We start from the raw sequence: 23,163 nt of genomic DNA on the forward strand, positions 1-23,163 counted from the left end.
ATATCATCATTTTGTAACTTATGGAATTTTTAAGGAAATTTTAAGGTTTTCTTTCGCAAAAAATTAAGAATCAAATGATATGATAAAAGTAACATAGGGGAGGAGATGAGTGTGAACCCGTTTCAAGTGATGCGAGCTAGATATTTTTTAATTGTATTTGCACTATTAATTTTAATAGCGAGAAGTAGTGGCGATTTGCTAACAAGTATATTTCATATACAAAATTCTTCTTTTATAAATATCCTTATATTCTATATCCTTCCGATGGTATGGATTTCTTATGAGTATAAAAAGCACCACATTTCATTTTCATTATTTGTTAATAAAAATGAAACATTTAACTTGGTACAAGTTTTATACATTACCGTTATGTTATGCATGTTTAGTTACGGGTATCTTATTTTGTATATGTATAGTTTTGCATGGATCACACCGGACTTTATTATGAATGCATTGCATGAACCGATTATAGATAGTACTGGGGGATATGTATATCAAGTCATTAGGGTTGTATTCATCGCACCAATTATCGGGGAGTTTGTTTTTCGCGGATTTTTACTTCAACGCTTTGCAACAAAATGGGGAACGAGCATAGCGACCATCGTTGTAGCGATATTGTTTGCGTTGTTACATGTTGATTTCCTCGGTGCAGCCATATTCAGCATCGTATTATCAATCGTATATATTCGTACGGAAAGTTTACTCATGCCAATTGCAATACATATGTTAAACAATGTATTTGTAATGGGCGCATCTTTTTTAATAAGTAGAGAAAAAATTATGAGTTTTGCAGACTTCTCAAATTATACGACATTTTTTCCTGGACTTATTATTTTTATAACGGGATTAAACTTAGTACTTATCTTTTTATTTGTTAATCGCAAGTATTGGAGTAAAGAAGTGCCAGCTATATATGCAGAGCAGGAAAAGAGCTTTTCAGATGTAGTCGGGAGTAAATAAGATGAAGAAGACGGTTGAAAAAATATTAAAAGACATTATAGATGCTACGTCTATTACAGATATGTGTGATAGAAGCTTTTGTAATTGGATTCAACCTGTAGTAGATACGTTTGTGTTTCCAGAGTATTACTTATTTTCTAGTACTCATTTAAAAGAAAATATTATTTCTCTTCTTATTGTGTTAGGGGTTTTACTAATATTTGGTCTAATTGTAGAAGAAATGATGAAGCGCATCTTCAGAAAAAATGAAGAGAAGTATATGTGGGTTCATAAAGTATTTGAGAAAGTAATAGTGGCTTTCCTTTTGTTTTATAGTATGAAAACAATCATTTACTTTATAGCTTTGAACCATCATTAATTCTAAATTTGAAAGGGATGTATAAAATTATATGAATGAAACGATATCATCAAATAAGTTTTTTTATTTGATTTTACTTAGTCTAGTGTTAATAACGACAGTGAATGTTATTTTGCGCTGGGAGGAAGTTTACTTTTTCATGTATTTAGCGCTTCATTTGTTGGGGATTTTATGTATAAGTGGTGGAGTCGTTACTGAAAAAAAGAGTGAAGAAAGCGTTAACTATATGTGTGTGATCGGTCTTATTTTACTTTTAGCTGTACAGGGTATTATGAAATATAGTTCTTTCTCTTTACAAGATTTTAGTTTATTAATAGATGTACTTCCTTAAAGAGGCTCTTTATGTTATCTAAAAAGCAAGTAGGGTACGTACTAGTTTTAATCGGATTTTTTTACGATTATCCCGCTATTTGCCGGGCAGTAAGACCCCCACTGATTAAAGTTTCACTTTATTATAACGACGCTATTTTTTCAAGACTATGAGTATATATGATATGTAAAAGGCGTTGGTTTGTAAGTGCTTCCGGATTATGAACCGAAGAAAGTGTTTAAAGATAGGTAAAACTCTTCTTATGTAGAAGAGTTTTTTTATGTAAATAAAAAGATCCAGAGCAATTCACATAATAAGCTTGTTCTAATTTAGCGTGTACGAACTTACAATAATAATAGACAGGCAGCATAGAGGAGGGAATAGCGTGAGGAAGGTTATTGGTTGGTCGCTTTTTTTGTACGTTGGATTTGCGTTACTTATATATTGGTATTTATTTGGATGGAATCATGAACTTATTCCGGACATGTATAAAGGAACAAGTGCAGATCCAGAAACGTTTATGAGTGCTAGAGAGCTTACGCTAAGCCAAGATTATTCGCGTGTGAAAAATTTACTATACTTTTTAGCGACGCCTCTTGAATGGATTATTTTATTATTTGTACTTGTGCTAGGTATTTCAAGAAAGTTTGAGAAATGGTCGAAGGAAACGACTAAAATAAGTGTCTTGCAAGTTGCGATTTATTTCTTTTATTTATCATTACTGACAACAGTGCTTGCCTTACCGATGCAATGGATTGGCCGGAAAGTATCCGTTGATTACGGCATTTCAACACAAAGTACACAAAGCTGGATAAAAGATCATGTTATCGGTTTTTGGGAAAGTTATGCGACTATGTTAATCGTAGTTACCGTTCTATTATGGCTTATCCGTAAATTTCCGAAGAGGTGGTGGCTAGCAGGGTGGGCGCTCTCTGTTCCATTTACAATCTTTTTAACATTCATACAGCCTGTCGTTATTGATCCGCTTTATAACGACTTCTCAACGCTGAAAAATAAAGAATTAGAAACGAAAATTTTAGCGATAGCAGACAAAGCTGACATTCCTGCTAAACACGTATATGAAGTAAATATGTCAGAAAAAACGAATGCATTAAATGCTTACGTAACAGGAATTGGTCCTAACGCCCGTATTGTAATGTGGGATACAACGCTTAAGCAGTTAAAAGATAAAGAGATATTATTTATCATGGCTCATGAAATGGGACATTATGTTATGAAGCATATATACTTTGGCGTTGCAAGTTATGTGTTGCTATCGTTTATAGGTATGTTTTTAATTAGTCGTATTATAAATATGTGTATTCGCAAATGGGGAGATACATTGCAAATTTCAAAAGTGGCATGTTCCTCCATTTTACCTTTATTTTTCTTAATTTCTTCTGTACTCTCTTTTGCAGCACAACCAGCAACAAACTATGTTTCACGTATAGAAGAAAGAGCGGCAGATCAATATGCTTTAAATATGACGAAGGACGGGAAATCTGGTGTGAAAACTTTTCAATATTTATCAAAAACAAGTCTAAGCCAAGTAAATCCGCCTGCGTTAGTGAAGTTTTTCTTATACACGCACCCACCAATTTTTGAAAGAATTCATACGTTTGAACAATATGAGAAACAAAGCAAAAAGGAGTAGCATGATAGCTACTTCTTTTTTTATAGAGATATAAGTTTGATATTGGGAATATTTATCATTGCTTTTTATTGAGATTTTGTAAATAATAAGCTATAAAATTCTAAAAATCTATATATAAAGGAATAAAGGTGGAAAAATGTATTTTTTACAAAATTTAAAAGTGAAATATAAATTATTAGCGCTTATTTCATTAGCAGTTTTAGGTATGATAATTATGAGCGGTGTAGCAATTAATTCCATTAATAAGATTAAGCACGATACAGAGGTTGTAGTAGATGATTATCAATATTCTGCAATTTTATTAGAAGGAATGCTTCGCACACAAAATTCACTAGAATATAATTTATTAGAATTAATTACGGTATCACAAAATGAAGTGGCAAATAAAGAGGGAATAATTGATAATATTGAAAAGGATCTTAAAAAATATGATTCTTTATTAAAAGAATATGATGATGGTTTTAATTTAAGTAAGCAAGAGGATGAACTGTTCCAGAAGATGAAGAAATCTTTGCCAAGTTATAAAGATACATATAAAAAATTATTTGAAAAGGCGAAGGCAACAAATGAGCCACAAATGGTAAATGAATTTCAGAAGGAATTAAAACCGAAGGGAATAGAGTTAGCTGGTTATGCAGTGGATCTAGAATCGTATGTTTCAAACTTAGCTGATCAAGTGTTTAAAGATTCTCAAAAAATGATTGATCGATCCGTTATTACCTTTATCATTCTTGTAGTAGTTACTACAATCGTTATATGTATAGTAAGTTATATTATTAGTAGGCTTATAGTTGCTCCGTTACAAACGGTTAGTCGTATGATGGAAAGAGCGAAAGAAGGAGATTTAACTGTACATGGTGATTATAATGCTAAGGATGAATTAGGTGTATTGGTAAGTAATTTTAACGAGATGATTGCAGGGCTAAGAACAAATATGCAAGAAGTAGAGAATAATATTCAGCTTTTATTCCAACATGCAGACGGAGTAGCATCTGCATCAGAAGTATCTAGTAGTGCAGCGAAGAAAATCACTATGGATATTGAAGAAGTTGCAAATGGTGCAGAGAGTCAAATGCAAGCAATGGAACAAACTGCGGGTGCGATGGAAGAGTTGACACAAGGAATGCAGAGTATAGTCAATACATCGTCCTCTGTAAATGAATTGTCTGCTCAATCAGCATTAGATGCAGAGAATGGTAATAAATTAATGAAACAAATGATTCAACAGATGGATACAATCCAAAATTCGGTACATAGCGGTGTGAAACAAGTAGAGAATATGAAAGAACAATCAGAAGAAATTGTTAAAATTATTGATGTTATGCAAGGTATTACCTCTCAGATTAACTTATTAGCATTAAACGCCGCAATTGAGGCTGCACGTGCTGGAGAAAGTGGTAGAGGATTTGCAATTGTGGCAGATGAAGTGCGGAAATTAGCAGAACAATCTAGTGATTCTGCAAAACAAATTGAGAATCTTATTACTCAAGTTATGGGAACAACGAACCATACGGTACATATGATGGGGAAAGTAGATAATGAGGTACAGGCAGGTACACAAGTAGTAATGCATACAGAAAAAGTATTTGGAACAATTACAGAAAAAGTACAGCAAGTATCTGAGCAAATTCAAACGGTATCTATGTCTACAGATGAAATTGCAGCGAGTAGTGAGGAAATCTCGGCTTCTGCAGAAGACATGGCTCAAATTTCCCAAAGATCATCTGATCGAACTGATAGGGTAAAAGAGTCTATTCAACAGCAAGAAAAATCTGTTCAAGAGATTTCGGTTTCAATTGAACATATGCATAACGCAGCAGGAAAATTAAAACAAATAGTTGCCCAATTTACTCTTCAAAAGTAGTAGCATATTTGAGTGTTAATAAATATAAAAAAGCATCCTCTTTTAAGAAAAAAGGATGCTTTTTTTATTACTACTATTCTTAGATTTCGGGCATTTTCAAGGTGATGATCTATACATACTAGATTTGTATATTACTTATTTTTTGACAGTTTAAGAGATTTATCGACGAGAATTATTTCTGTATTAGTGTTTTTAGATCCTGTTGTTGCAATATTATTAGATACTGTCTTTACCGGATTTAGACTGACTAGTATGCAAGTAGTAGGGATTATCCTTATATTTGTAGGGATGGCGCTAACTTTTCGCAAGGGAAGAGAAGGTGAGTTATCAGTGGAGAGGAATGCTACCTCTGAAATATAAATCATGAATATAGTAACCTCCATTAGGCATCTCCTTTACGCGCCAATAAAGGGAAGTTGTAAAGTGAAAAGGAGTTTATAAAGAGATTGTAGAATGTTTTAGTATATAACACCTTAGATGTGACAACTTCCTTTTTGAAAAAGAAAGAAGGAGGCATAAAGCAGAAAGGTAGTGGAAATATTTCTTCTAGAAGATTTGCATTTTATCTTACATTCACCAAAAAATAGTACTCCTGAAACAATGAGGTTCATTTTATTTGAATGAAATAGGGAGAGAGGACGATGAAGAAAAAAATATTGGGTGTAATGATGATTGCGACAATGGCAGGAGGTATATTTGCAGGGACAAATGTGACGTCTGTAAAAGCGGAAGAGTATCCACAAATGATTGTGTTTGAAGATGTTCCATACGGGTTTTGGGCATATGACGCTATTATGGATTTAGCATATCATAAAATTATATTAGGGTATGGAAACGGGAAGTATGGTGTTGGTGATCTTACAACACGTGAACAAGTAGCTGGTATTATTTACAGAACACTTGAAATGAAAGAAGAAGGATCAGTAGCGAATCCGTATAAAGATATTTCTGATAGTACAACAACTTTTAAAAAGGAAATTTTGGCGTTAACAAAACGTGGTGTTTTTACAGGGGATGGGCAAGGGAACTTTAGGCCGAAAGCACCAGTCTCTAGAGCGGAAATGGCTGTCATTTTAAAACGAGCATTTACTTTTGAAACGAAACAAAAACATACATTTAAAGATATTCCAAAAGGCCACTGGGCAGAAGATGCAATTAGTGCGCTACAATCTAATAATGTTGTAAGAGGAACTGGGAATGGCATGTATGAATTAAATCGCCCTGTACCTAGAGAACAATATGCTCAATTTATTAATAATGCGATTATTAATTATCATTTGAAAGAGGATTGGAGATAGAGTGAAATATGAAAGCACAAATAGAAATATTTGTGCTTTTTTTATTTGTTTAACAAAGAATTATTATTCGTTTTTGTGTATTTTTAATGTTATACATAAGCTTTATAATCAACCCCATAAAAAAGACATGATGTGTAATATGATTCACAAAACCGTCACGAAATGTGTCGGAAAATATATTGTTACTATACTATTTGTTATGTATATTTGAAAAAACATATACATATTGGGGAGGAAATGTAATGAGCAAAAAATTATTAAAAACAGCTACAGCATTAACAATTATGGGTGGGGTGTTATTCTCAGCAGAGAGTAACAATGTAAAAGCGGAAAGTGCACCGTTGCAAAAAACAAATACAATTGTATTTAAAGATGTACCAAAAGGACATTGGGCATATGAGGCGATTCATGAATTAGCGGAACAAGAAATTATTTTGGGATATGGCGATGGAATATTCGGTTTTGGGGATAATGTAACACGTGAGCAAGTTGCAGCTTTAATTTACCGTGTGTTTGATATGGAAGAACAAGATGAATATGAAAACCCATATGGAGATATCGATGAAAATTCAACAAGCTTTATCGAGGAGATATTGGCTTTAACGGAAATGGGAATTTTCCAGGGAGACGAGAATGGAAACTTTAGACCGAAGGCGACGTTAACGCGTGCGGAAATGGCACAAGTTCTTACGAATGCTTTTGACTTACAGGCAAAGGGATCTCATAACTTTAATGATGTTTCAGCAAATTCATGGGCAACGAATGCAATTAGTGCAGTACAAACAAATGGTATTACAATGGGAATCGGAGAAGGTAAATTCGGTCCGACTATGAAGGTAACGAGAGAACAATACGCACAGTTTTTACATAGAGCAATATTGCATGATATGGAACAAGGGCAGTAATAAAGTTTAACTAGTCAAAGTGAAATTAAAAAATAATACAAAAAAGGTCGTTGTTGTATAACAGCGACCTTTTTTGTATGAAATAAAGCGCGAAAGCATGGCGTTTTGAAAAAAGTGAAATGAATTTTCAAAAAAAACTTCCTTTTCCGAAGATTTGTTATATAATATAAAACATGAAATCAAATCTGTTATAAAACAGTTTAAGAAGGGGATGCTAATATGTCGACGCAAACTTCACGGGTTACACTCGTGGGAGAAATGTTACCAGCGTACAACGAAATATTGACACCTGAGGTGCTTAGTTTTTTGAAGGAACTACATGAGAATTTTAATGAGCGCCGCATAGAACTTTTACAAAAACGTGTAGAAAAACAAAAGAGAATTGATGCAGGGGAGTTTCCGAAGTTTCTAGAAGAAACAAAACACATACGTGAAGCGGATTGGACAATTGCCAAGCTGCCAAAAGACTTAGAGGATCGCCGCGTAGAGATTACTGGACCGGTAGATAGAAAGATGGTCATTAACGCTTTAAATTCAGGAGCGCATCTTTTTATGGCGGATTTTGAAGATTCGAATTCACCAACTTGGGAAAATGCAGTGGAAGGTCAAATCAACTTACGAGATGCAGTAAAGGGAACGATTTCACATGAAAATGATAAAGGGAAAGAATATAGATTAAATGAGAAAACAGCTGTACTCATTGTACGTCCAAGAGGATGGCATTTAGAGGAAAAGCATATGCAAGTTGATGGGGAAAATATGTCAGGTAGCTTAGTAGATTTCGGCTTGTACTTTTTCCATAATGCGAAAGCTCTTTTAGCAAAAGGGAGCGGCCCATACTTTTACTTACCGAAAATGGAAAGTTATTTAGAAGCGAGATTATGGAATGATGTATTCGTATTTGCTCAAAAATATATCGGCATTCCAAATGGAACGATTAAAGCAACTGTGTTACTGGAAACGATTCACGCTTCGTTTGAAATGGATGAAATTTTGTATGAGCTAAAAGATCATTCTGCTGGCTTAAACTGTGGAAGATGGGATTATATTTTTAGCTTTTTAAAGAGTTTCCGTAATCATAATAAATTCTTACTACCAGATAGAGCACAAGTCACGATGACAGCGCCATTTATGCGTTCGTATTCTTTGAAAGTAATTCAAACGTGTCACCGCCGTAATGCACCAGCAATTGGAGGAATGGCGGCACAAATTCCGATTAAAAATAATCCAGAAGCAAATGAAGCAGCTTTTGAAAAAGTGCGTGCTGATAAGGAGCGCGAAGCTTTAGACGGTCATGACGGGACTTGGGTTGCCCACCCTGGACTTGTACCGGTTGCAATGGAAGTATTTAATCACATTATGAAAACACCGAATCAAATTTTTAGAAAACGTGAAGAAATATGCGTAACAGAAAACGATTTACTAGATGTACCGGTGGGAACGATTACAGAAGAGGGCCTTCGCATGAATATTAGCGTAGGTATTCAATATATTGCATCTTGGTTAAGCGGACGGGGAGCAGCACCCATTTATAACTTAATGGAAGATGCGGCAACTGCTGAAATTTCAAGAGCACAAGTATGGCAATGGATTCGTCATGAAGGTGGAAAACTAAATGATGGTCGTAATATTACGCTTGAATTAATGGAAGAGCTAAAAGAAGAAGAATTAGCAAAAATAGAAAGAGAGATTGGTAAGGAAGCCTTTAAGAAAGGGAGATTCCAAGAGGCGACAACGTTGTTTACAAATCTCGTTCGAAATGATGAATTCGTACCATTTTTAACATTACCGGGTTATGAAATTTTATAAAAAATGAAAAGGGGATGGAACAAATGAAAAACGAAAGAATCGAGAAATTACAAGAAAGCTGGGAATTAGATGAGCGTTGGAAAGGGATCACACGTCCATATTCGGCAGAAGATGTAATTCGCCTGCGCGGATCAATTGATATTGAACATACATTAGCGCGCCGCGGTGCTGAGAAGCTTTGGACATCGCTTCATACAGAAGACTATATTAACGCACTTGGCGCATTAACAGGAAACCAAGCGATGCAACAAGTAAAAGCTGGGTTAAAAGCGATTTACTTAAGTGGTTGGCAAGTGGCAGCTGATGCAAACCTTTCTGGACATATGTATCCAGACCAAAGTTTATATCCAGCGAACAGCGTACCTGCTGTAGTGAAACGAATTAATCAAACACTTCAACGTGCGGATCAAATTCAACATATGGAAGGAAGCGATGATACAGACTATTTCGTACCGATTGTAGCAGATGCAGAAGCTGGATTTGGTGGACAATTAAACGTATTCGAACTGATGAAAAGTATGATTGAAGCAGGTGCATCAGGTGTGCATTTTGAAGATCAATTATCTTCAGAGAAAAAATGTGGCCATTTAGGTGGAAAAGTACTACTACCAACGCAAACAGCGGTACGTAATTTAATTTCTGCACGTCTTGCAGCAGATGTAATGGGAGTGCCGACAATTATCGTTGCAAGAACAGATGCAGATGCAGCTGATTTAATTACGAGCGATATCGATCCTGTTGATAAAGCATTTATTACAGGAGAAAGAACACCAGAAGGATTTTACCGTACGAATGCAGGTCTTGATCAAGCAATTGCGCGCGGTTTAGCGTATGCACCGTATGCAGACCTCGTTTGGTGTGAAACGTCGGAACCAAATTTAGAAGATGCAAAACGATTTGCGGACGCAATTCATAAGGAGCATCCAGGAAAGTTACTTGCATATAACTGTTCACCTTCATTCAACTGGAAACAAAAACTAGATGAAAAAACAATTGCGAGCTTCCAAAAGGAAATCGCATCTTACGGTTATAAGTTCCAATTCGTAACACTTGCTGGATTCCATTCATTAAATTACGGTATGTTTGAACTAGCACGTGGCTATAAAGAGCGCGGCATGGCAGCATACTCTGAACTACAACAAGCTGAATTTGCAGCTGAAAAACACGGCTACTCTGCAACACGTCATCAACGCGAAGTAGGAACAGGTTACTTTGATGAAGTTGCACAAGTGATTACAGGCGGAACTTCATCAACGACAGCGTTAAAAGGATCTACAGAAGAAGCACAGTTTACGAAATAAAAGGAAGGGGCACCTGTTTGAAGGGTGCCCCTTGTTATTTTGTGAACGATTCGAAAAGAGATATCGATTTATCGGCAAAAAACGATACTAACTTTTCTTTATTACTAAATCAACTCCACTCAGCCCTATGATTACGAATAAATTTCATATCTTTCTCATAATGCTCTAGATGTCCTTCATCAATCATTCTTTGGAAATTCAAGTCGCCTTCTTGCGCTTTTCGTTTCATATATGTACATAACCCTTCTAATCGAAGCAACACTATTCCTAAGTAATCTTCATCCATATTTTTACCATAGGACTGAACGAATAATTTCACTCTCTCTTTAATACGATCTGCATGTTGCGATGATTCATAATGAATGGCTTCACCAGATTCTGTATAATACACTCTACTTAAAGGCACACAAGTATAAAGTGTATAAGCGATATCCCATAGTCTTGGACCAGGAGCAGCAACATCGAAATCAATAATCCCTACTGGCTTCTCATTATTAAAAATAATGTTATATATGGCAAAATCATTGTGGCATAAAACCTCAATGTTATTTGGCGTGTGATCCATCGGTTTCCAATCATCTAATAACGGAAAATCACTTACAGCATCATGGTAAAGGCGGAGCATCTTTGCGATTTCTTTTAATACATCATTAGATCGCATATATTCTTTTAAAGGATAATTCCCAGCTTCTCCTTCAATAAAGGATAAAATCTCTCTATCTTTTTCATCTACACCTAAAAACTTTGGAGCATAATGAAATCCTTTGTTTTCTAAGTGTTGTAATAGCTTATGGATCTTTGCGCTATCTGGCTTTAACTCTCGACGAACAGTATTTTCAGAACGATATACGTTCGAAACGTTTCCGCCTTTTAGCTTTTCTTCGTTATCGTAGTTTGCCATGTGAAAATTCCCCCTATAATTAAAAAATCCAATTCCAAATAGTGAATAGACCAACAATGGCAGAAAAGAGAAGGCAAGCAAGGAATGCTAGACAGCCAAAAGGAACTAGCTTATCTTGCCATGTTTCTTTATACTCATAAATTAACTCCTCTGCTACTTTCTTCTGCACTGAAGATAAAGGTTGATCTTTATACAAACCTTTTATATGGTTAGAATCGCCTTTAAACTTTAAAGCACGTGCAATATGATGCGGATTATTTCCCATTGATTTTTCGAATAATAAACATGATTCATGCATAATATCTGTTTTATGCTCCTCTAGATACCAGTAACGTCCAGCCATTTCTGGATATTGTAATGTATAATAAATATCTCCGAGTTGTTTTCGAAGATGTAATTCATTTGGGTATGTAAAGATGAGGCCGTGCAATCTGTCTCTTGCTTTTCCAAGATTATTATTTTCAATATCCTCTTCGATTCTTGCTAATGTTTTTCTAGGAATTTTGTTGTTCATAAATTCCTCCTTATTTGGAATAGAGATAATTATATTTTATAAGAAATACTAAAAATTAGAAATTCCATTTTAGAAAAAGATTGTACATTTTATTTTAATGTGCTATGATGATGTCAGTTGAATAGTTAAATTAAGCAATCCATATGTTATCAAGTGCTGAAAACGAACGAGAAAAAGTATGTGAGAACTAGTTTATGTTTCGTATTTGATAATGTGTGGATTCTTTTTTTGGACAGGAAGACTAAAAAAATTAAAATTTGTATTTTCTTAGGAGGAAATAATCATGGCAGTAACAGGACAAGTAAAATGGTTTAACAACGAAAAAGGCTTCGGTTTCATCGAAGTTCCAGGCGAAAACGACGTATTCGTACATTTCTCTGCAATCGAAACTGAAGGTTTCAAATCTCTAGAAGAAGGCCAAAAAGTTAGCTTCGAAATCGAAGAAGGTAACCGTGGACCTCAAGCTAAAAACGTAATCAAACTATAATTTTATAGTTGATGATGGAAAAAAGGATGGCTAATGCCATCCTTTTTTTTAGGTTGTGGAGAAATTTTTTCCAGAGCCTGTTTTTATATCTAAATCTCTTTTTTTATGTTAAAACTGGTGAAAAATCACCGGGAATGCGTATTAGTTTCTGTAGAAGAATTAGTTCAGCAAGAGCATTTGCTGCGTATGATAGTAAATAACTATAAATTTGTATTCTCTATTGAGATAGGGAAATCTTTTCCAGATAGACCTTTAGTAACATCTTTTTTGTTAGCATTGTTGTTGGAAGTTTGTACGTTTTGAGATGATGTTTCTAACAGTTGTTCTTGTTCCTTACTAGGGGTATTCAGAGCATCTGAGGGGATGCTATTAACCTGCTGACTTAATAGATTTTCTTTATCCATAGTATACAGCTCCTTTTTGGAATTTGATAAAAAGAAATGTAATTATAAATGGCTACTTATATATATTGTGTTTTTGAATGAAATTATACACAAAACTTATATTACAAAGTTAATTAATTAACGAATTGTTAGTGATGGAAAAAGATGTACAAATTTTAATTTTTTAGTAAAAATTAAAAGCGGGTAACAAGTACAAATACTCTTTCTCATGTTTTATATAAGGATCATATTACAAATCAAAAAAGATGTAGAGAACCTTGGAAGAAAATATAGTTGTTTTTTTAAGGGTGAAGAAGAATAAATAAAATGATACTACAAATGTAAAAAGGCTTTCCAAAAAGGAAGGCCTTTTATTGTTCTTGTCCTGATTTTTTCTTCTCACGTTTTTTACATTCTGGACATTTTGATTTACGAAACGGTTTGGCAAAGAATAGCAGAATGAAAAATAAACCGAATATAATACTAGCTGAGTTTTTCACGATAATGACGCTGCTATTTTTCATTTGAATCGATGGTTGGATCTCTTTTTCTTCCATAGTGGCCCTCCATATATTGGATTTACATTTTAATTATAACAAAGTTAATTGTTGTAATGATGTGAAATGAGGAAGTGATTTCAAATATTTATAGTAGTATAAATGCTTTTTTGTGCACAATGCCATCTTATTATTGTTATATGTTTATTTCGAAATTTGAAGAATGTTTGATAAATAATAAATTAATGTAAAATAGTGGAATGTGCAATCCGTTTTCTTTTCATAGGTGCTAAAATTATATATGCAGCTGCTAATATAAATGGAAAAAAGGAGATAATAGAGTATGGAAAGTAAAGTGGAACGCTATGTCGAAAATTATGTTGTAACGAAAAATACGATGGCCTTACTTCCTGTTATTCTAAGTGAAAAGAAAATTGTTACGCGAGTCGTTGAAATGAATGATTCTTTTTTCGTATTTCAAAAACCACTAGATATTATAGAAAGAAGTTGCCGAAAGCATGGTTCTAGTTTCTTAGGCAGAAAAGAAGGAACGAAAGAATTAACTCATATTACACATAAAGCACCGATTGCGATTAGTCCTACAGATCAACTTTATTTTTTCCCTACCTATTCTTACTCTAGAAAAGAGTGCGCTTGGTTGTCTCACTTTTATATTGAAGGTAATAAAGAATTAAAAGATGGAAATCTTATTATTAGGTTTATAAATGGCTTTGCTGTGAAATTAGAAATATCAAAAACTAGTTTTGAAAATCAACAAAATCGTACAGCGAAATTGCGTACTGAATATGAAGATCGTAGGAAAAAACAAGGGAGCCCTTGTTTTAAAGAGATTGATAAAAAAGAGGAATCAACATTAAGACCTGCTTATGAGAGAGTGTATTTTGTGAAGGAAGGCGAAGTGTGAAAGGATGGGGGAATCCCCATTCTTTTTTTGTTTATCCCGCTATTTACCGGGCCGTAAGACGCACACATCAAAATTCAGCGAAAGCAAAGAAGTTAGGTGGGGCCCTGCAGCCTGTAAAAGCCGGATTGGTGAGGGGTGATTAAAATTTCTCTTTATCAGTATTTATAGATAAATAGATGTACTAGAAAAACCGAGTTGTAATTTCATTTACCGATAAAAATATCGGAAAACCACCTAAATAACAAAACGAACGACATTTTCTGTCGAATATTGATAGATTATCATAGCTAAATAATGAAGGAATTCTTATGAAAGATATGGAAACTTTAATAAATACATCTCCATATGTCGTATCTACCATTTCCTCTTTCATATAAGCAATGATACAGTAGGGATAGTATTTAGAGTAAAGGGGTAAAGTGTAGAATGGATTTTCAGACAATCAAAGAGTATTTTTCACCAGAAAATATGGATCATATTGTTGAGAGTTATAAAGCGTTCGGACCACTTCTTGGTATTGGTTTACCGATGATAGAGGCGTTGATTCCAGCATTACCGCTTATCGTATTTGTACTGGCGAATGCTGTTGCATTTGGCTTTTGGCTCGGTTTTCTTTATTCATGGCTTGGATCAGTAATGGGTGCATTACTTGTCTTTTTCATCATCCGCCATTTTGGTCGCAGTCGTTTCTTTTCGTTTGTAAATAAGCATGAGAGAGTAAGAAAAGCAATGGGGTGGATTGAAAGGAAAGGATTCGCACCGATTTTTGTTATATTTTGTTTTCCGTTTACACCGTCAGCGCTAATAAATGTTGTCGCTGGTTTATCACGAATTAGTGTAAAACAGTTTGGGCTAGCGCTAGCATTCGGAAAACTTGTGATGATTTTTATTTTAACGTATATCGGTCATGATTTAATGTCATTTATTCATAATCCGGTGAAATCAGTCATTGTAGCGATTGGTATTTTTATTTTATGGTATGTCGGTAAGAAAATTGAAGTAAAGTTAGAACTACATTAAGAATAGTCTTCTTTGTAAAGGAAAGCTTCAGTATTAAAGGATAAGGGGAGAAGCAGATGAAGAAAACTTTGAAAAAAGAAGGCATAGAGTGGATACGAACAATTTTAATTGGTGTATTATTAGCTGTATTTTTTCGAACGTTTTTCTTCTCAACGTATGTTGTAGAGGGGAAGTCAATGATGCCGACATTGCAAGATGGTAATATGCTCGTTGTAAATAAGGTGAGTTATCAAGTTGGGGACTTGAACAGATTTGACGTTGTGGTGTTTCATGCGAATAAAAAAGAGGACTATGTAAAGCGAATTATCGGTTTACCTGGAGATCATATTGAATATAAGCATGATAAGTTATATATAAATGGACAATTTATTGATGAGCCGTATCTAGAGAAGTATAAGAAAGAGATAAATGGAAGGCAACTAACAGGCGACTTTAAATTAGAAGAGTTAACGAAAGAAAAGCTGGTGCCACCCGGGTTTATTTTTGTAGTAGGTGATAACCGGCTCGGGAGCTGGGATAGTAGACACTTTGGCTTTGTAAAAGCTGATACAGTCGTCGGTAAAGTTGATTTGCGATATTGGCCAATTCAAGAGGTGCAAACGAATTTTTCAAAAGGTTGATATAATAGATAGAAGTATAGAAAAGACAAACAACTCAGTTTGTCTTTTTTCGTGTACTATAATACAATTATAGTAGCAAACTAACGTTCGTTATGTAAGTGAAAGGTGGGGTTACATGTCACTTCGATTTGTGATTGGTAGAGCGGGAAGTGGAAAAAGTACACTTTGTTTACGCGAAGTGCAAGAAGAGTTAAAACAGCGCCCGAGAGGGAAAACAATATTATATCTTGTGCCAGAACAGATGACATTCCAGACGCAGCAGGCGTTAATTGGAAGTGAGGATGTAAGGGGGTCTATTCGGGCACAAGTTTTTAGCTTTTCACGATTAGCGTGGAAGGTACTGCAAGAAGTTGGCGGAGCGAGTCGTCTTCATATTGATGAAGCTGGTGTACATATGTTACTCCGTAAAATTGTAGAGTCTCGTAAAGATGGATTATCGGTGTTCCAAAAAGCAGCGGAGCAAAACGGTTTCTTTGAACATCTTGGCAGTATGATCGCGGAGTTTAAACGTTACAATGTAACGCCATCTAACGTATATGAAATGTGGCAACAATTAGATGCGCATAGTAGCAGTGCCGAACAAAAGTTACTAGCGAATAAAGTGTATGATTTACAGCTATTATACGATGATTTTGAACGTGCTTTAATTGGAAGATACTTAGATTCAGAAGACTACCTGCAATTGCTAGTGGAAAAGCTTCCGCAGTCTGAATATGTAAATGGTGCGGAAATTTATATAGATGGATTTCATTCATTCTCCCCGCAAGAGTTAGAGATCGTAAGACAGCTTATGATTTGCGGAGCGAAAGTTACGATCACGTTAACGATAGATGAAAAAACGTTAGCGCAGCCAGTAAATGAACTCGATTTATTTTATGAAACGACGTTAACGTATGAAAAAATAAAGCAAGTAGCACGTGAAGAGAAAATAGAAATTGAAAAAACAATCCCACTTATGGAACAGCCGCGTTTTCATTCTCCAGCATTAGCGCATTTAGAAGCTCATTATGAAGCGCGTCCGAATGAAAAATTTAACGGTGAAGCGAGTGTAACGATTAGTACAGCTGCGAATTTACGAGCGGAGGTAGAAGGTGTTGCTCGTGAAATTCGTAAACTTGTTGCGGATGAAAAATATCGTTACCGAGATATTGCAGTGCTTCTTCGTAATGGGGAAAGTTATTACGATGTGATGCGAACGTTATTTACAGATTATAATATCCCGCACTTCATCGATGAAAAGCGCCCGATGTCACACCACCCATTAGTAGAATGTATTCGTTCTGCACTCGAGATTATTAGTGGGAATTGGCGTTATGATGCGGTGTTCCGTTGCGTGAAAACAGAGCTTTTATATCCATTAGACGTAAGAAAAGAAGCGATGCGTGAAGAAATGGATGAATTTGAAAATTACTGTTTAGCGTACGGTGTACAAGGAAAGAGATGGACTGCTGAAGATCCATGGATGTATCGGCGTTATCGTTCTCTTGATGATACGAACGGGATGATTACAGACAGTGAACGTGAAATGGAAGAGAAAATAAATAGGCTACGTGACGTTGTAAGAACACCTGTTATTCGCATGCAAAAAAGGTTAAAGCGTGCAGGAACAGTTATGCAAATGTGTGAAGCAGTTTACTTATTTTTAGAAGAGCTGGATGTTCCGAAGAAACTAGAAGAATTACGTATACGTGCAGAAGAAAGTGGAGACTTCTTATTTGCGACAGATCATGAACAAGTATGGGAAGAAGTAATGAGCCTTCTTGATACGTTTGTAGAGATGCTTGGTGAAGAGAAAATGTCTCTTTCTATGTTTACGGACGTTATGTCGACAGGTCTTGAGGCACTTCAATTTGCTAACATTCCGCCGTCATTAGACCAAGTGTTAATTGCTAATATTGATCACTCCAGGTTATCTGACGTGAAAGCAACGTTTATTATAGGTGTAAATGAGGGTGTCATTCCAGCAGCACCTATGGATGAAGGGATGCTTTCTGATGAGGAAAGAGAAGTTCTTGGTGCGGCAGGGATTGAATTAGCGCCAACGACGAGACAAACTTTGTTAGAAGAACAGTTCGTTATGTATCAAATGGTAACGAGAGCATCTGAGAAGTTATACATTTCATGCCCGCTTGCGGATGAAGAAGGAAAGACGTTACTTGCGTCTAGCTTTATTAAGAAAATAAAAAGAATGTTCCCTAATGTGAAAGATTCATTTATTACGAATGACGTAAATGATTTATCACGTTCAGAACAAATTTCATACGTAGCAACGCCAGAAGTAACGTTATCTTACGTTATGCAGCAACTACAAACGTGGAAGCGATACGGATTTGAAGGGAATTTAGACTTTTGGTGGGACGTATATAATTTCTACGTAACTTCAGATGAATGGAAACAAAAAAGTAGCCGCGTCTTATCAAGTTTATTCTATCGAAATCGTGCGAAGAAACTAAGTACAGCAGTAAGTAGAGATTTATACGGAGATATAATTAAAGGAAGCGTCTCTCGTATGGAACTATTTAATCGTTGTGCATACGCTCATTTTGCGCAGCACGGTTTATCGCTTAGAGAGCGTGATATTTTCAAGCTTGATGCGCCAGACATCGGCGAATTATTCCATGCGGCATTAAAGAAAATTGCGGACAAGTTATTGCGTGAAAACCGTACTTGGGCGGATTTATCCATAAAAGAGTGTGAGCATCTTTCTGTTTTAGTAATAGAAGAAATCGCACCGTTATTACAACGACAAATTTTATTAAGTTCAAACCGTCATTTCTATTTAAAACAAAAACTACAACAAATCATTTTCCGTACGTCAATCATTCTTCGTGAACATGCGAAGTCAAGCGGATTCGTACCAGTTGATTTAGAAGTGCCGTTCGGTATGGGTGGTACAGGATCGCTTCCGCCGATGGAATTTTCATTACCAAATGGTGTAAAGATGGAAGTAGTCGGCCGTATTGACCGTGTTGATAAGGCAGAAGATGAGAACGGGACGTTCTTACGTATTATTGATTATAAATCAAGTTCAAAAGCGTTAGATTTAACGGAAGTGTATTACGGATTAGCACTTCAAATGTTAACGTATTTAGATGTTGTTACTTCGAATGCACAGACGTGGATGAAAAAAGGCCACGCAGCATCACCAGCTGGTGTATTGTATTTCCATATTCATAACCCAATCGTTGAGATGAAAGGTGACGCATCTGAAGCTGAAATTGAAAAAGAAATTTTAAAGAAATTTAAAATGAAAGGACTCGTATTAGGAGATGCTGACGTTGTTCGTTTAATGGATAACAAACTTTCAACAGGAAGCTCGGATATTATTTCTGCTGGCCTGAAAAAAGACGGTAGCTTTAGTGCGCGTTCAAGTATTGCAAGTGAGCAAGAGTTTAACGTACTGCAAAAATATGTACACCATACGTTTGAAAATATCGGAAAAGATATTACAGAAGGTGTTATCGATATTGCTCCTTATAAAATGGGAAATAAAGCAGCATGTACGTTCTGTAACTTCAAATCTGTTTGTCAATTTGATGAGTCACTTGAAGATAATCAATTCCGTACGTTAAAAGATATGAAAGATAGTGAAGCGATGGAGAAAATAAGAGAGGAGGTTGGCGGAGAATGATAGAAAATTGGCCTAAAAAACCAGAAGGTAGTCAATGGACAGATGACCAGTGGAAAGCTGTTGTAGCGAACGGACGTGATATTTTAGTTGCGGCTGCAGCTGGATCAGGTAAAACAGCAGTATTAGTTGAACGTATTATTAAAAAGATTATTAATGAAGAGAATCCAGTCGATGTCGACCGCCTGCTCGTTGTAACATTTACGAATGCAGCAGCGCAAGAGATGAAAAATCGAATCGGGGAAGCGTTAGAAAAGGTATTAATTGATGAACCAGGCTCTCAGCATGTAAGAAAGCAACTGAGCCTATTAAATAAAGCTTCCATTTCAACAATTCACTCATTCTGTTTACAAGTAATTAGAGGATATTACTACATGCTGGATGTTGATCCTCGTTTCCGTATTGCGAATCAAACAGAAAATGAATTGTTAAAAGAAGAAGTGCTAGATGACATATTAGAAGAAGAGTACGGAATCGAAGATAATACAATCTTCTTTGAACTTGTTGATCGTTATACGAGTGACCGTAGTGATGATGACTTACAACGTATGATTTTAGCGCTTCATACAGAGTCAAGAGCGCATCCAAATCCGGAAAAATGGCTTGATAAATTAGTAGAAGCATATGACGTAGAAGGAAAGACAATTGAAGATTTAGTATATGCTTCTTATTTATTAGAAGATGTGAAATTCCAGCTTGAAACAGCGGAACAGCATATTCGTAAGGCAACTGAACTCGCAATGCTTCCTGACGGTCCAGCGCCTCGCGTTGAAACCCTGCAAGCAGATGTAGCTTTACTTGGAACGTTATCATCAGCTGCTCGTGAGTCGTGGACAAGCGTGTATGAAGCGATGCAAAACGTATCGTGGCAAACGTTAAAGCGTATTAAGAAAAGTGATTACAATGAAGATGTTGTAAAACAAGTAGACTCTCTTCGTAATAAAGCGAAAGATGAAGTAAAGAAATTACAAGAAGAGTTATTTAGCCGCAAACCTGAAAGTTTCTTACGAGATTTTCAAGATATGCACCCAGTATTAGAAAAGCTTGTTCAACTTGTAAAAGTATTTACAGAGCGTTTCCAAGCGATGAAGCGAGATAAAGGAATGGTCGATTTCACAGATTTAGAGCATTTCTGTTTACAAATTTTAAGTGAACAAAGTGAAAATGGTGAAATGAATCCGTCAGCAGTAGCGCTTCAATATCGTAATAAATTTGCTGAAGTGTTAGTCGATGAATATCAAGATACGAACTTTGTACAGGAATCCATTATTAAATTCGTAACGAAAGATTCTGAGAGTGAAGGAAACTTGTTCATGGTTGGTGACGTAAAGCAGTCAATTTATCGTTTCCGATTAGCAGAACCAGGCCTGTTTCTAGGAAAGTATAAACGCTTCACACAAGAAGGATTGGGCGGCGGAATGAAGATTGATTTGGCGAAAAACTTCCGTAGTCGTCATGAAGTGCTAGCAGGTACGAACTTCATTTTCAAACAAATTATGGGCGAAGAAGTTGGAGAGATTGACTACGATGCTGACGCTGAATTAAAACTAGGCGCTACCTATCCAGAAGGTGAAGATGTAGCGGCAGAATTACTATGTATTGAGCAAACGGAAGAAGAAGTAATAGACGGTGAAGAAGGTGCAGAAGTCGAAAAAGCACAGCTTGAAGCTCGCCTTATGGCGCAGCGCATTAAAGCGATGGTTGATTCCGGTTATGAAGTGTATGACCGTAAAACGGATAGTATGCGTCCTGTACAATACCGCGACTTTGTTATTTTACTTCGCTCCATGCCGTGGGCGCCGCAAATTATGGAAGAGTTAAAATTGCAAGGAATTCCGGTATATGCTGACCTTGCGACTGGTTATTTTGAAGCAACGGAAGTAAATATTATGATGAACGTATTCCGCGTTATTGATAATCCGATGCAAGATATCCCGCTTGCAGCTGTACTTCGTTCCCCAATCGTTGGATTAAACGATGAAGACCTTGCGACGCTTCGTGCTCACGGAAAGAAAGGTTTGTTTTATGAAGTAATGAGCTCATTCTTAAAAGGTGCACCGCTTGAAGAGGAACAAGAACTTCATGAAAAACTAGAGTGGTTTTATAACTTACTGCAAGGATGGCGTGAATTTGCACGTCAACAATCACTTTCTGATTTAATTTGGAAAGTGTACGGCGAGACAGGCTATTACGACTTCGTTGGCGGTTTACCAGCTGGAAAGCAAAGGCAGGCAAACTTACGCGTACTATATGACCGTGCAAGACAATATGAAGCAACATCATTTAGAGGGTTATTCCGGTTCTTACGTTTTATTGAACGTATTTTAGAACGCGGTGATGATATGGGTACGGCGAGGGCTCTCGGTGAACAAGAAGACGTTGTTCGCATCATGACGATCCATAAAAGTAAAGGGCTAGAGTTCCCAGTTGTATTTGTAGCTGGACTCGGCCGTCGTTTTAATACACAAGACTTAATGAAACGTTTCTTACTCCATAAAGATTTCGGTTTCGGTTCGCAATTTATCGATCCGCGTAAACGAATTAAATACACGACATTATCACAGCTTGCAATTAAGCGTAAAATGAAAATGGAATTAATTGCGGAAGAAATGCGCGTACTATACGTAGCGTTGACGCGTGCGAAAGAGAAGTTAATTTTAATCGGAACAGTTAAGGATGCAAATAAGGAAATGGAAAAATGGCTTGATGCGAGGGAACATAGTGAATGGTTATTACCAGATCACATACGTGCCGGAGCGTCTTGTTATTTAGACTGGATTGCACCTTCATTATATAGACACCGTGATAGTGAAATGCTTCTTGAATTAGGACAAGGAAGTATTCCAGATGAAATTTACGGGTATGACACGAGCTGGAAAGTAGAAGTTGTGGAAGGTAACACGCTACTTGCACCAGAGCCAGTTCAAGAAGAGAAACAAGAATTGTTAGAAGCGATTCGTGAGAAAAAGGCTGTTCCCCTGCAAAGTGAACGGAAAGAAGAAGTGTACGACAGATTAATGTGGAAGTACGGATATGAGGATGCAACATCTTATCGTGCGAAGCAATCTGTTACAGAAATAAAGAGAAATTATCAATCTGAAGAAGGTAGCGATAATGCCTTTATTAAAAAACTACGTGCGCCAATTAAAACACGTCCGCGTTTTATGGAGAAAAAAGGGTTAACGTACGCAGAGCGTGGAACAGCAGTCCATGCCGTTATGCAGCATGTTGATTTGAAGAAGCCGATTACGGTTGAAGTTCTTCAAGAGCAAATTGCTGGAATGGTAAATAAGGAATTATTAACATTCGAGCAGGCGGAAGAAATAGCGATTGAAAAAGTAATTTCATTCTTTGACAGTGATTTAGGTAAAAGGGTACTAGCGGCGAAAAGTGTTGAGCGTGAAGTGCCATTTACGATGATGCTTGCAGCAGAAGAAGCATATCAAGATTGGCAAGGGAAGAGTGAAGAAACGATTCTTGTCCAAGGGGTTATCGACTGCATGATTGAAGAGGAAGACGGCATTACGTTAATCGACTTCAAAACAGATACGATTGAAGGGAAATTCCCAGGCGGATTCGAACAAGCAAAACCAATTTTAGAAGATCGATATAAAGTACAGCTTTCGTTATATGCAAAAGCACTGGAGAAAAGCTTACAACATCCTGTGAAAGAGAAGTGTTTATACTTCTTTGATGGGAATCACGTTGTAAATATTGAGGAATAGAGGG

The 23,163-nt window shown here is 36.1% G+C and carries 19 protein-coding genes and 2 pseudogenes; 17 read left to right on the top strand and 4 right to left on the bottom strand.

The window, feature by feature from the left end:
• Window positions 1-111 precede the first annotated feature (111 nt).
• The 11 genes and pseudogenes from MHI26_RS05915 (at window position 112) to aceA (ending at window position 10,459) form a co-directional block, all read left to right on the top strand.
• On the top strand, window positions 112-960 hold the full coding sequence (locus tag MHI26_RS05915; protein WP_061666442.1) for a CPBP family intramembrane glutamic endopeptidase: 849 nt from the start codon (window positions 112-114) through the stop codon (window positions 958-960).
• A 1-nt stretch (window position 961) separates the two neighbouring features.
• Window positions 962-1,318 carry a hypothetical protein gene (locus MHI26_RS05920; protein WP_000754330.1) on the top strand — a complete coding sequence of 119 codons (357 nt, stop codon included), beginning with the start codon at window positions 962-964 and terminating at the stop codon, window positions 1,316-1,318.
• Window positions 1,319-1,349: 31 nt separating this feature from the next.
• Window positions 1,350-1,649, top strand: a complete 300-nt coding sequence (locus MHI26_RS05925; RefSeq protein WP_061666444.1) for a DUF2101 family protein — start codon at window positions 1,350-1,352, stop codon at window positions 1,647-1,649.
• A 364-nt stretch (window positions 1,650-2,013) separates the two neighbouring features.
• A complete protein-coding gene (locus MHI26_RS05930) occupies window positions 2,014-3,282 on the top strand; it encodes a M48 family metallopeptidase (protein ID WP_061666446.1) in 1,269 nt (422 codons plus the stop codon).
• 136 nt (window positions 3,283-3,418) lie between these two features.
• Window positions 3,419-4,198, top strand: a pseudogene (locus MHI26_RS31555) (MCP four helix bundle domain-containing protein); the annotation flags it as partial.
• Between the two features lie 156 nt (window positions 4,199-4,354).
• Entirely contained in the window at window positions 4,355-5,146 is a 792-nt protein-coding gene (locus MHI26_RS31560; protein ID WP_445290633.1) for a methyl-accepting chemotaxis protein, read from the top strand.
• Between the two features lie 58 nt (window positions 5,147-5,204).
• Window positions 5,205-5,506: pseudogene (locus MHI26_RS05940) on the top strand (EamA family transporter); the annotation flags it as partial.
• Window positions 5,507-5,787: 281 nt separating this feature from the next.
• On the top strand, window positions 5,788-6,444 hold the full coding sequence (locus MHI26_RS05945) for an S-layer homology domain-containing protein (protein WP_061666450.1): 657 nt from the start codon (window positions 5,788-5,790) through the stop codon (window positions 6,442-6,444).
• Between the two features lie 242 nt (window positions 6,445-6,686).
• Window positions 6,687-7,349, top strand: coding sequence for an S-layer homology domain-containing protein (locus MHI26_RS05950; RefSeq protein ID WP_061666451.1), 663 nt, complete (start codon window positions 6,687-6,689; stop codon window positions 7,347-7,349).
• Window positions 7,350-7,568: 219 nt separating this feature from the next.
• Window positions 7,569-9,158, top strand: coding sequence for a malate synthase A (gene aceB, locus MHI26_RS05955; RefSeq protein WP_061666453.1), 1,590 nt, complete (start codon window positions 7,569-7,571; stop codon window positions 9,156-9,158).
• 23 nt (window positions 9,159-9,181) lie between these two features.
• On the top strand, window positions 9,182-10,459 hold the full coding sequence (gene aceA, locus MHI26_RS05960) for an isocitrate lyase (protein WP_098867436.1): 1,278 nt from the start codon (window positions 9,182-9,184) through the stop codon (window positions 10,457-10,459).
• Window positions 10,460-10,568: 109 nt separating this feature from the next.
• Here the strand turns inward: aceA and MHI26_RS05965 are convergent, their stop codons facing one another.
• Together MHI26_RS05965 and MHI26_RS05970 are read right to left on the bottom strand one after the other, a co-directional pair.
• A complete protein-coding gene (locus tag MHI26_RS05965; protein WP_061666457.1) occupies window positions 10,569-11,360 on the bottom strand; it encodes a phosphotransferase in 792 nt (263 codons plus the stop codon).
• 19 nt (window positions 11,361-11,379) lie between these two features.
• On the bottom strand, window positions 11,380-11,874 hold the full coding sequence (locus tag MHI26_RS05970; protein WP_061666461.1) for a DUF6584 family protein: 495 nt from the start codon (window positions 11,872-11,874) through the stop codon (window positions 11,380-11,382).
• A gap of 283 nt (window positions 11,875-12,157) precedes the next feature.
• On the opposite strand from MHI26_RS05970, the gene cspA reads away from it, so the two are divergent.
• A complete protein-coding gene (gene cspA / locus MHI26_RS05975) occupies window positions 12,158-12,361 on the top strand; it encodes an RNA chaperone/antiterminator CspA (RefSeq protein WP_000301522.1) in 204 nt (67 codons plus the stop codon).
• Window positions 12,362-12,561: 200 nt separating this feature from the next.
• Here the strand turns inward: cspA and MHI26_RS05980 are convergent, their stop codons facing one another.
• Together MHI26_RS05980 and MHI26_RS05985 are read right to left on the bottom strand one after the other, a co-directional pair.
• Entirely contained in the window at window positions 12,562-12,765 is a 204-nt protein-coding gene (locus MHI26_RS05980) for a hypothetical protein (RefSeq protein ID WP_061666462.1), read from the bottom strand.
• Between the two features lie 350 nt (window positions 12,766-13,115).
• A complete protein-coding gene (locus tag MHI26_RS05985) occupies window positions 13,116-13,301 on the bottom strand; it encodes a hypothetical protein (RefSeq protein ID WP_000391373.1) in 186 nt (61 codons plus the stop codon).
• 283 nt (window positions 13,302-13,584) lie between these two features.
• On the opposite strand from MHI26_RS05985, the gene MHI26_RS05990 reads away from it, so the two are divergent.
• The 5 genes from MHI26_RS05990 (at window position 13,585) to addA (ending at window position 23,159) form a co-directional block, all read left to right on the top strand.
• Window positions 13,585-14,166 (top strand): competence protein ComK, encoded by a 582-nt coding sequence (locus MHI26_RS05990; protein ID WP_000444446.1) that lies wholly within the window; start codon window positions 13,585-13,587, stop codon window positions 14,164-14,166.
• A 426-nt stretch (window positions 14,167-14,592) separates the two neighbouring features.
• The gene (locus MHI26_RS05995; protein WP_000347517.1) at window positions 14,593-15,186 is read left to right on the top strand and encodes a TVP38/TMEM64 family protein; all 594 of its coding nucleotides are present in this window, start codon (window positions 14,593-14,595) and stop codon (window positions 15,184-15,186) included.
• A 56-nt stretch (window positions 15,187-15,242) separates the two neighbouring features.
• A complete protein-coding gene (gene lepB, locus MHI26_RS06000) occupies window positions 15,243-15,806 on the top strand; it encodes a signal peptidase I (protein WP_000751896.1) in 564 nt (187 codons plus the stop codon).
• Between the two features lie 115 nt (window positions 15,807-15,921).
• Entirely contained in the window at window positions 15,922-19,437 is a 3,516-nt protein-coding gene (addB, locus tag MHI26_RS06005; protein WP_061666463.1) for a helicase-exonuclease AddAB subunit AddB, read from the top strand.
• Entirely contained in the window at window positions 19,434-23,159 is a 3,726-nt protein-coding gene (addA, locus tag MHI26_RS06010; protein WP_061666465.1) for a helicase-exonuclease AddAB subunit AddA, read from the top strand. The genes addB and addA overlap by 4 nt, the downstream gene beginning before the upstream one ends.
• The last annotated feature ends 4 nt before the right edge of the window (window positions 23,160-23,163 follow it).

The organism is Bacillus sp. FSL K6-1218 (assembly GCF_038006445.1).
GTDB lineage: Bacteria > Bacillota > Bacilli > Bacillales > Bacillaceae_G > Bacillus_A > Bacillus_A thuringiensis_S.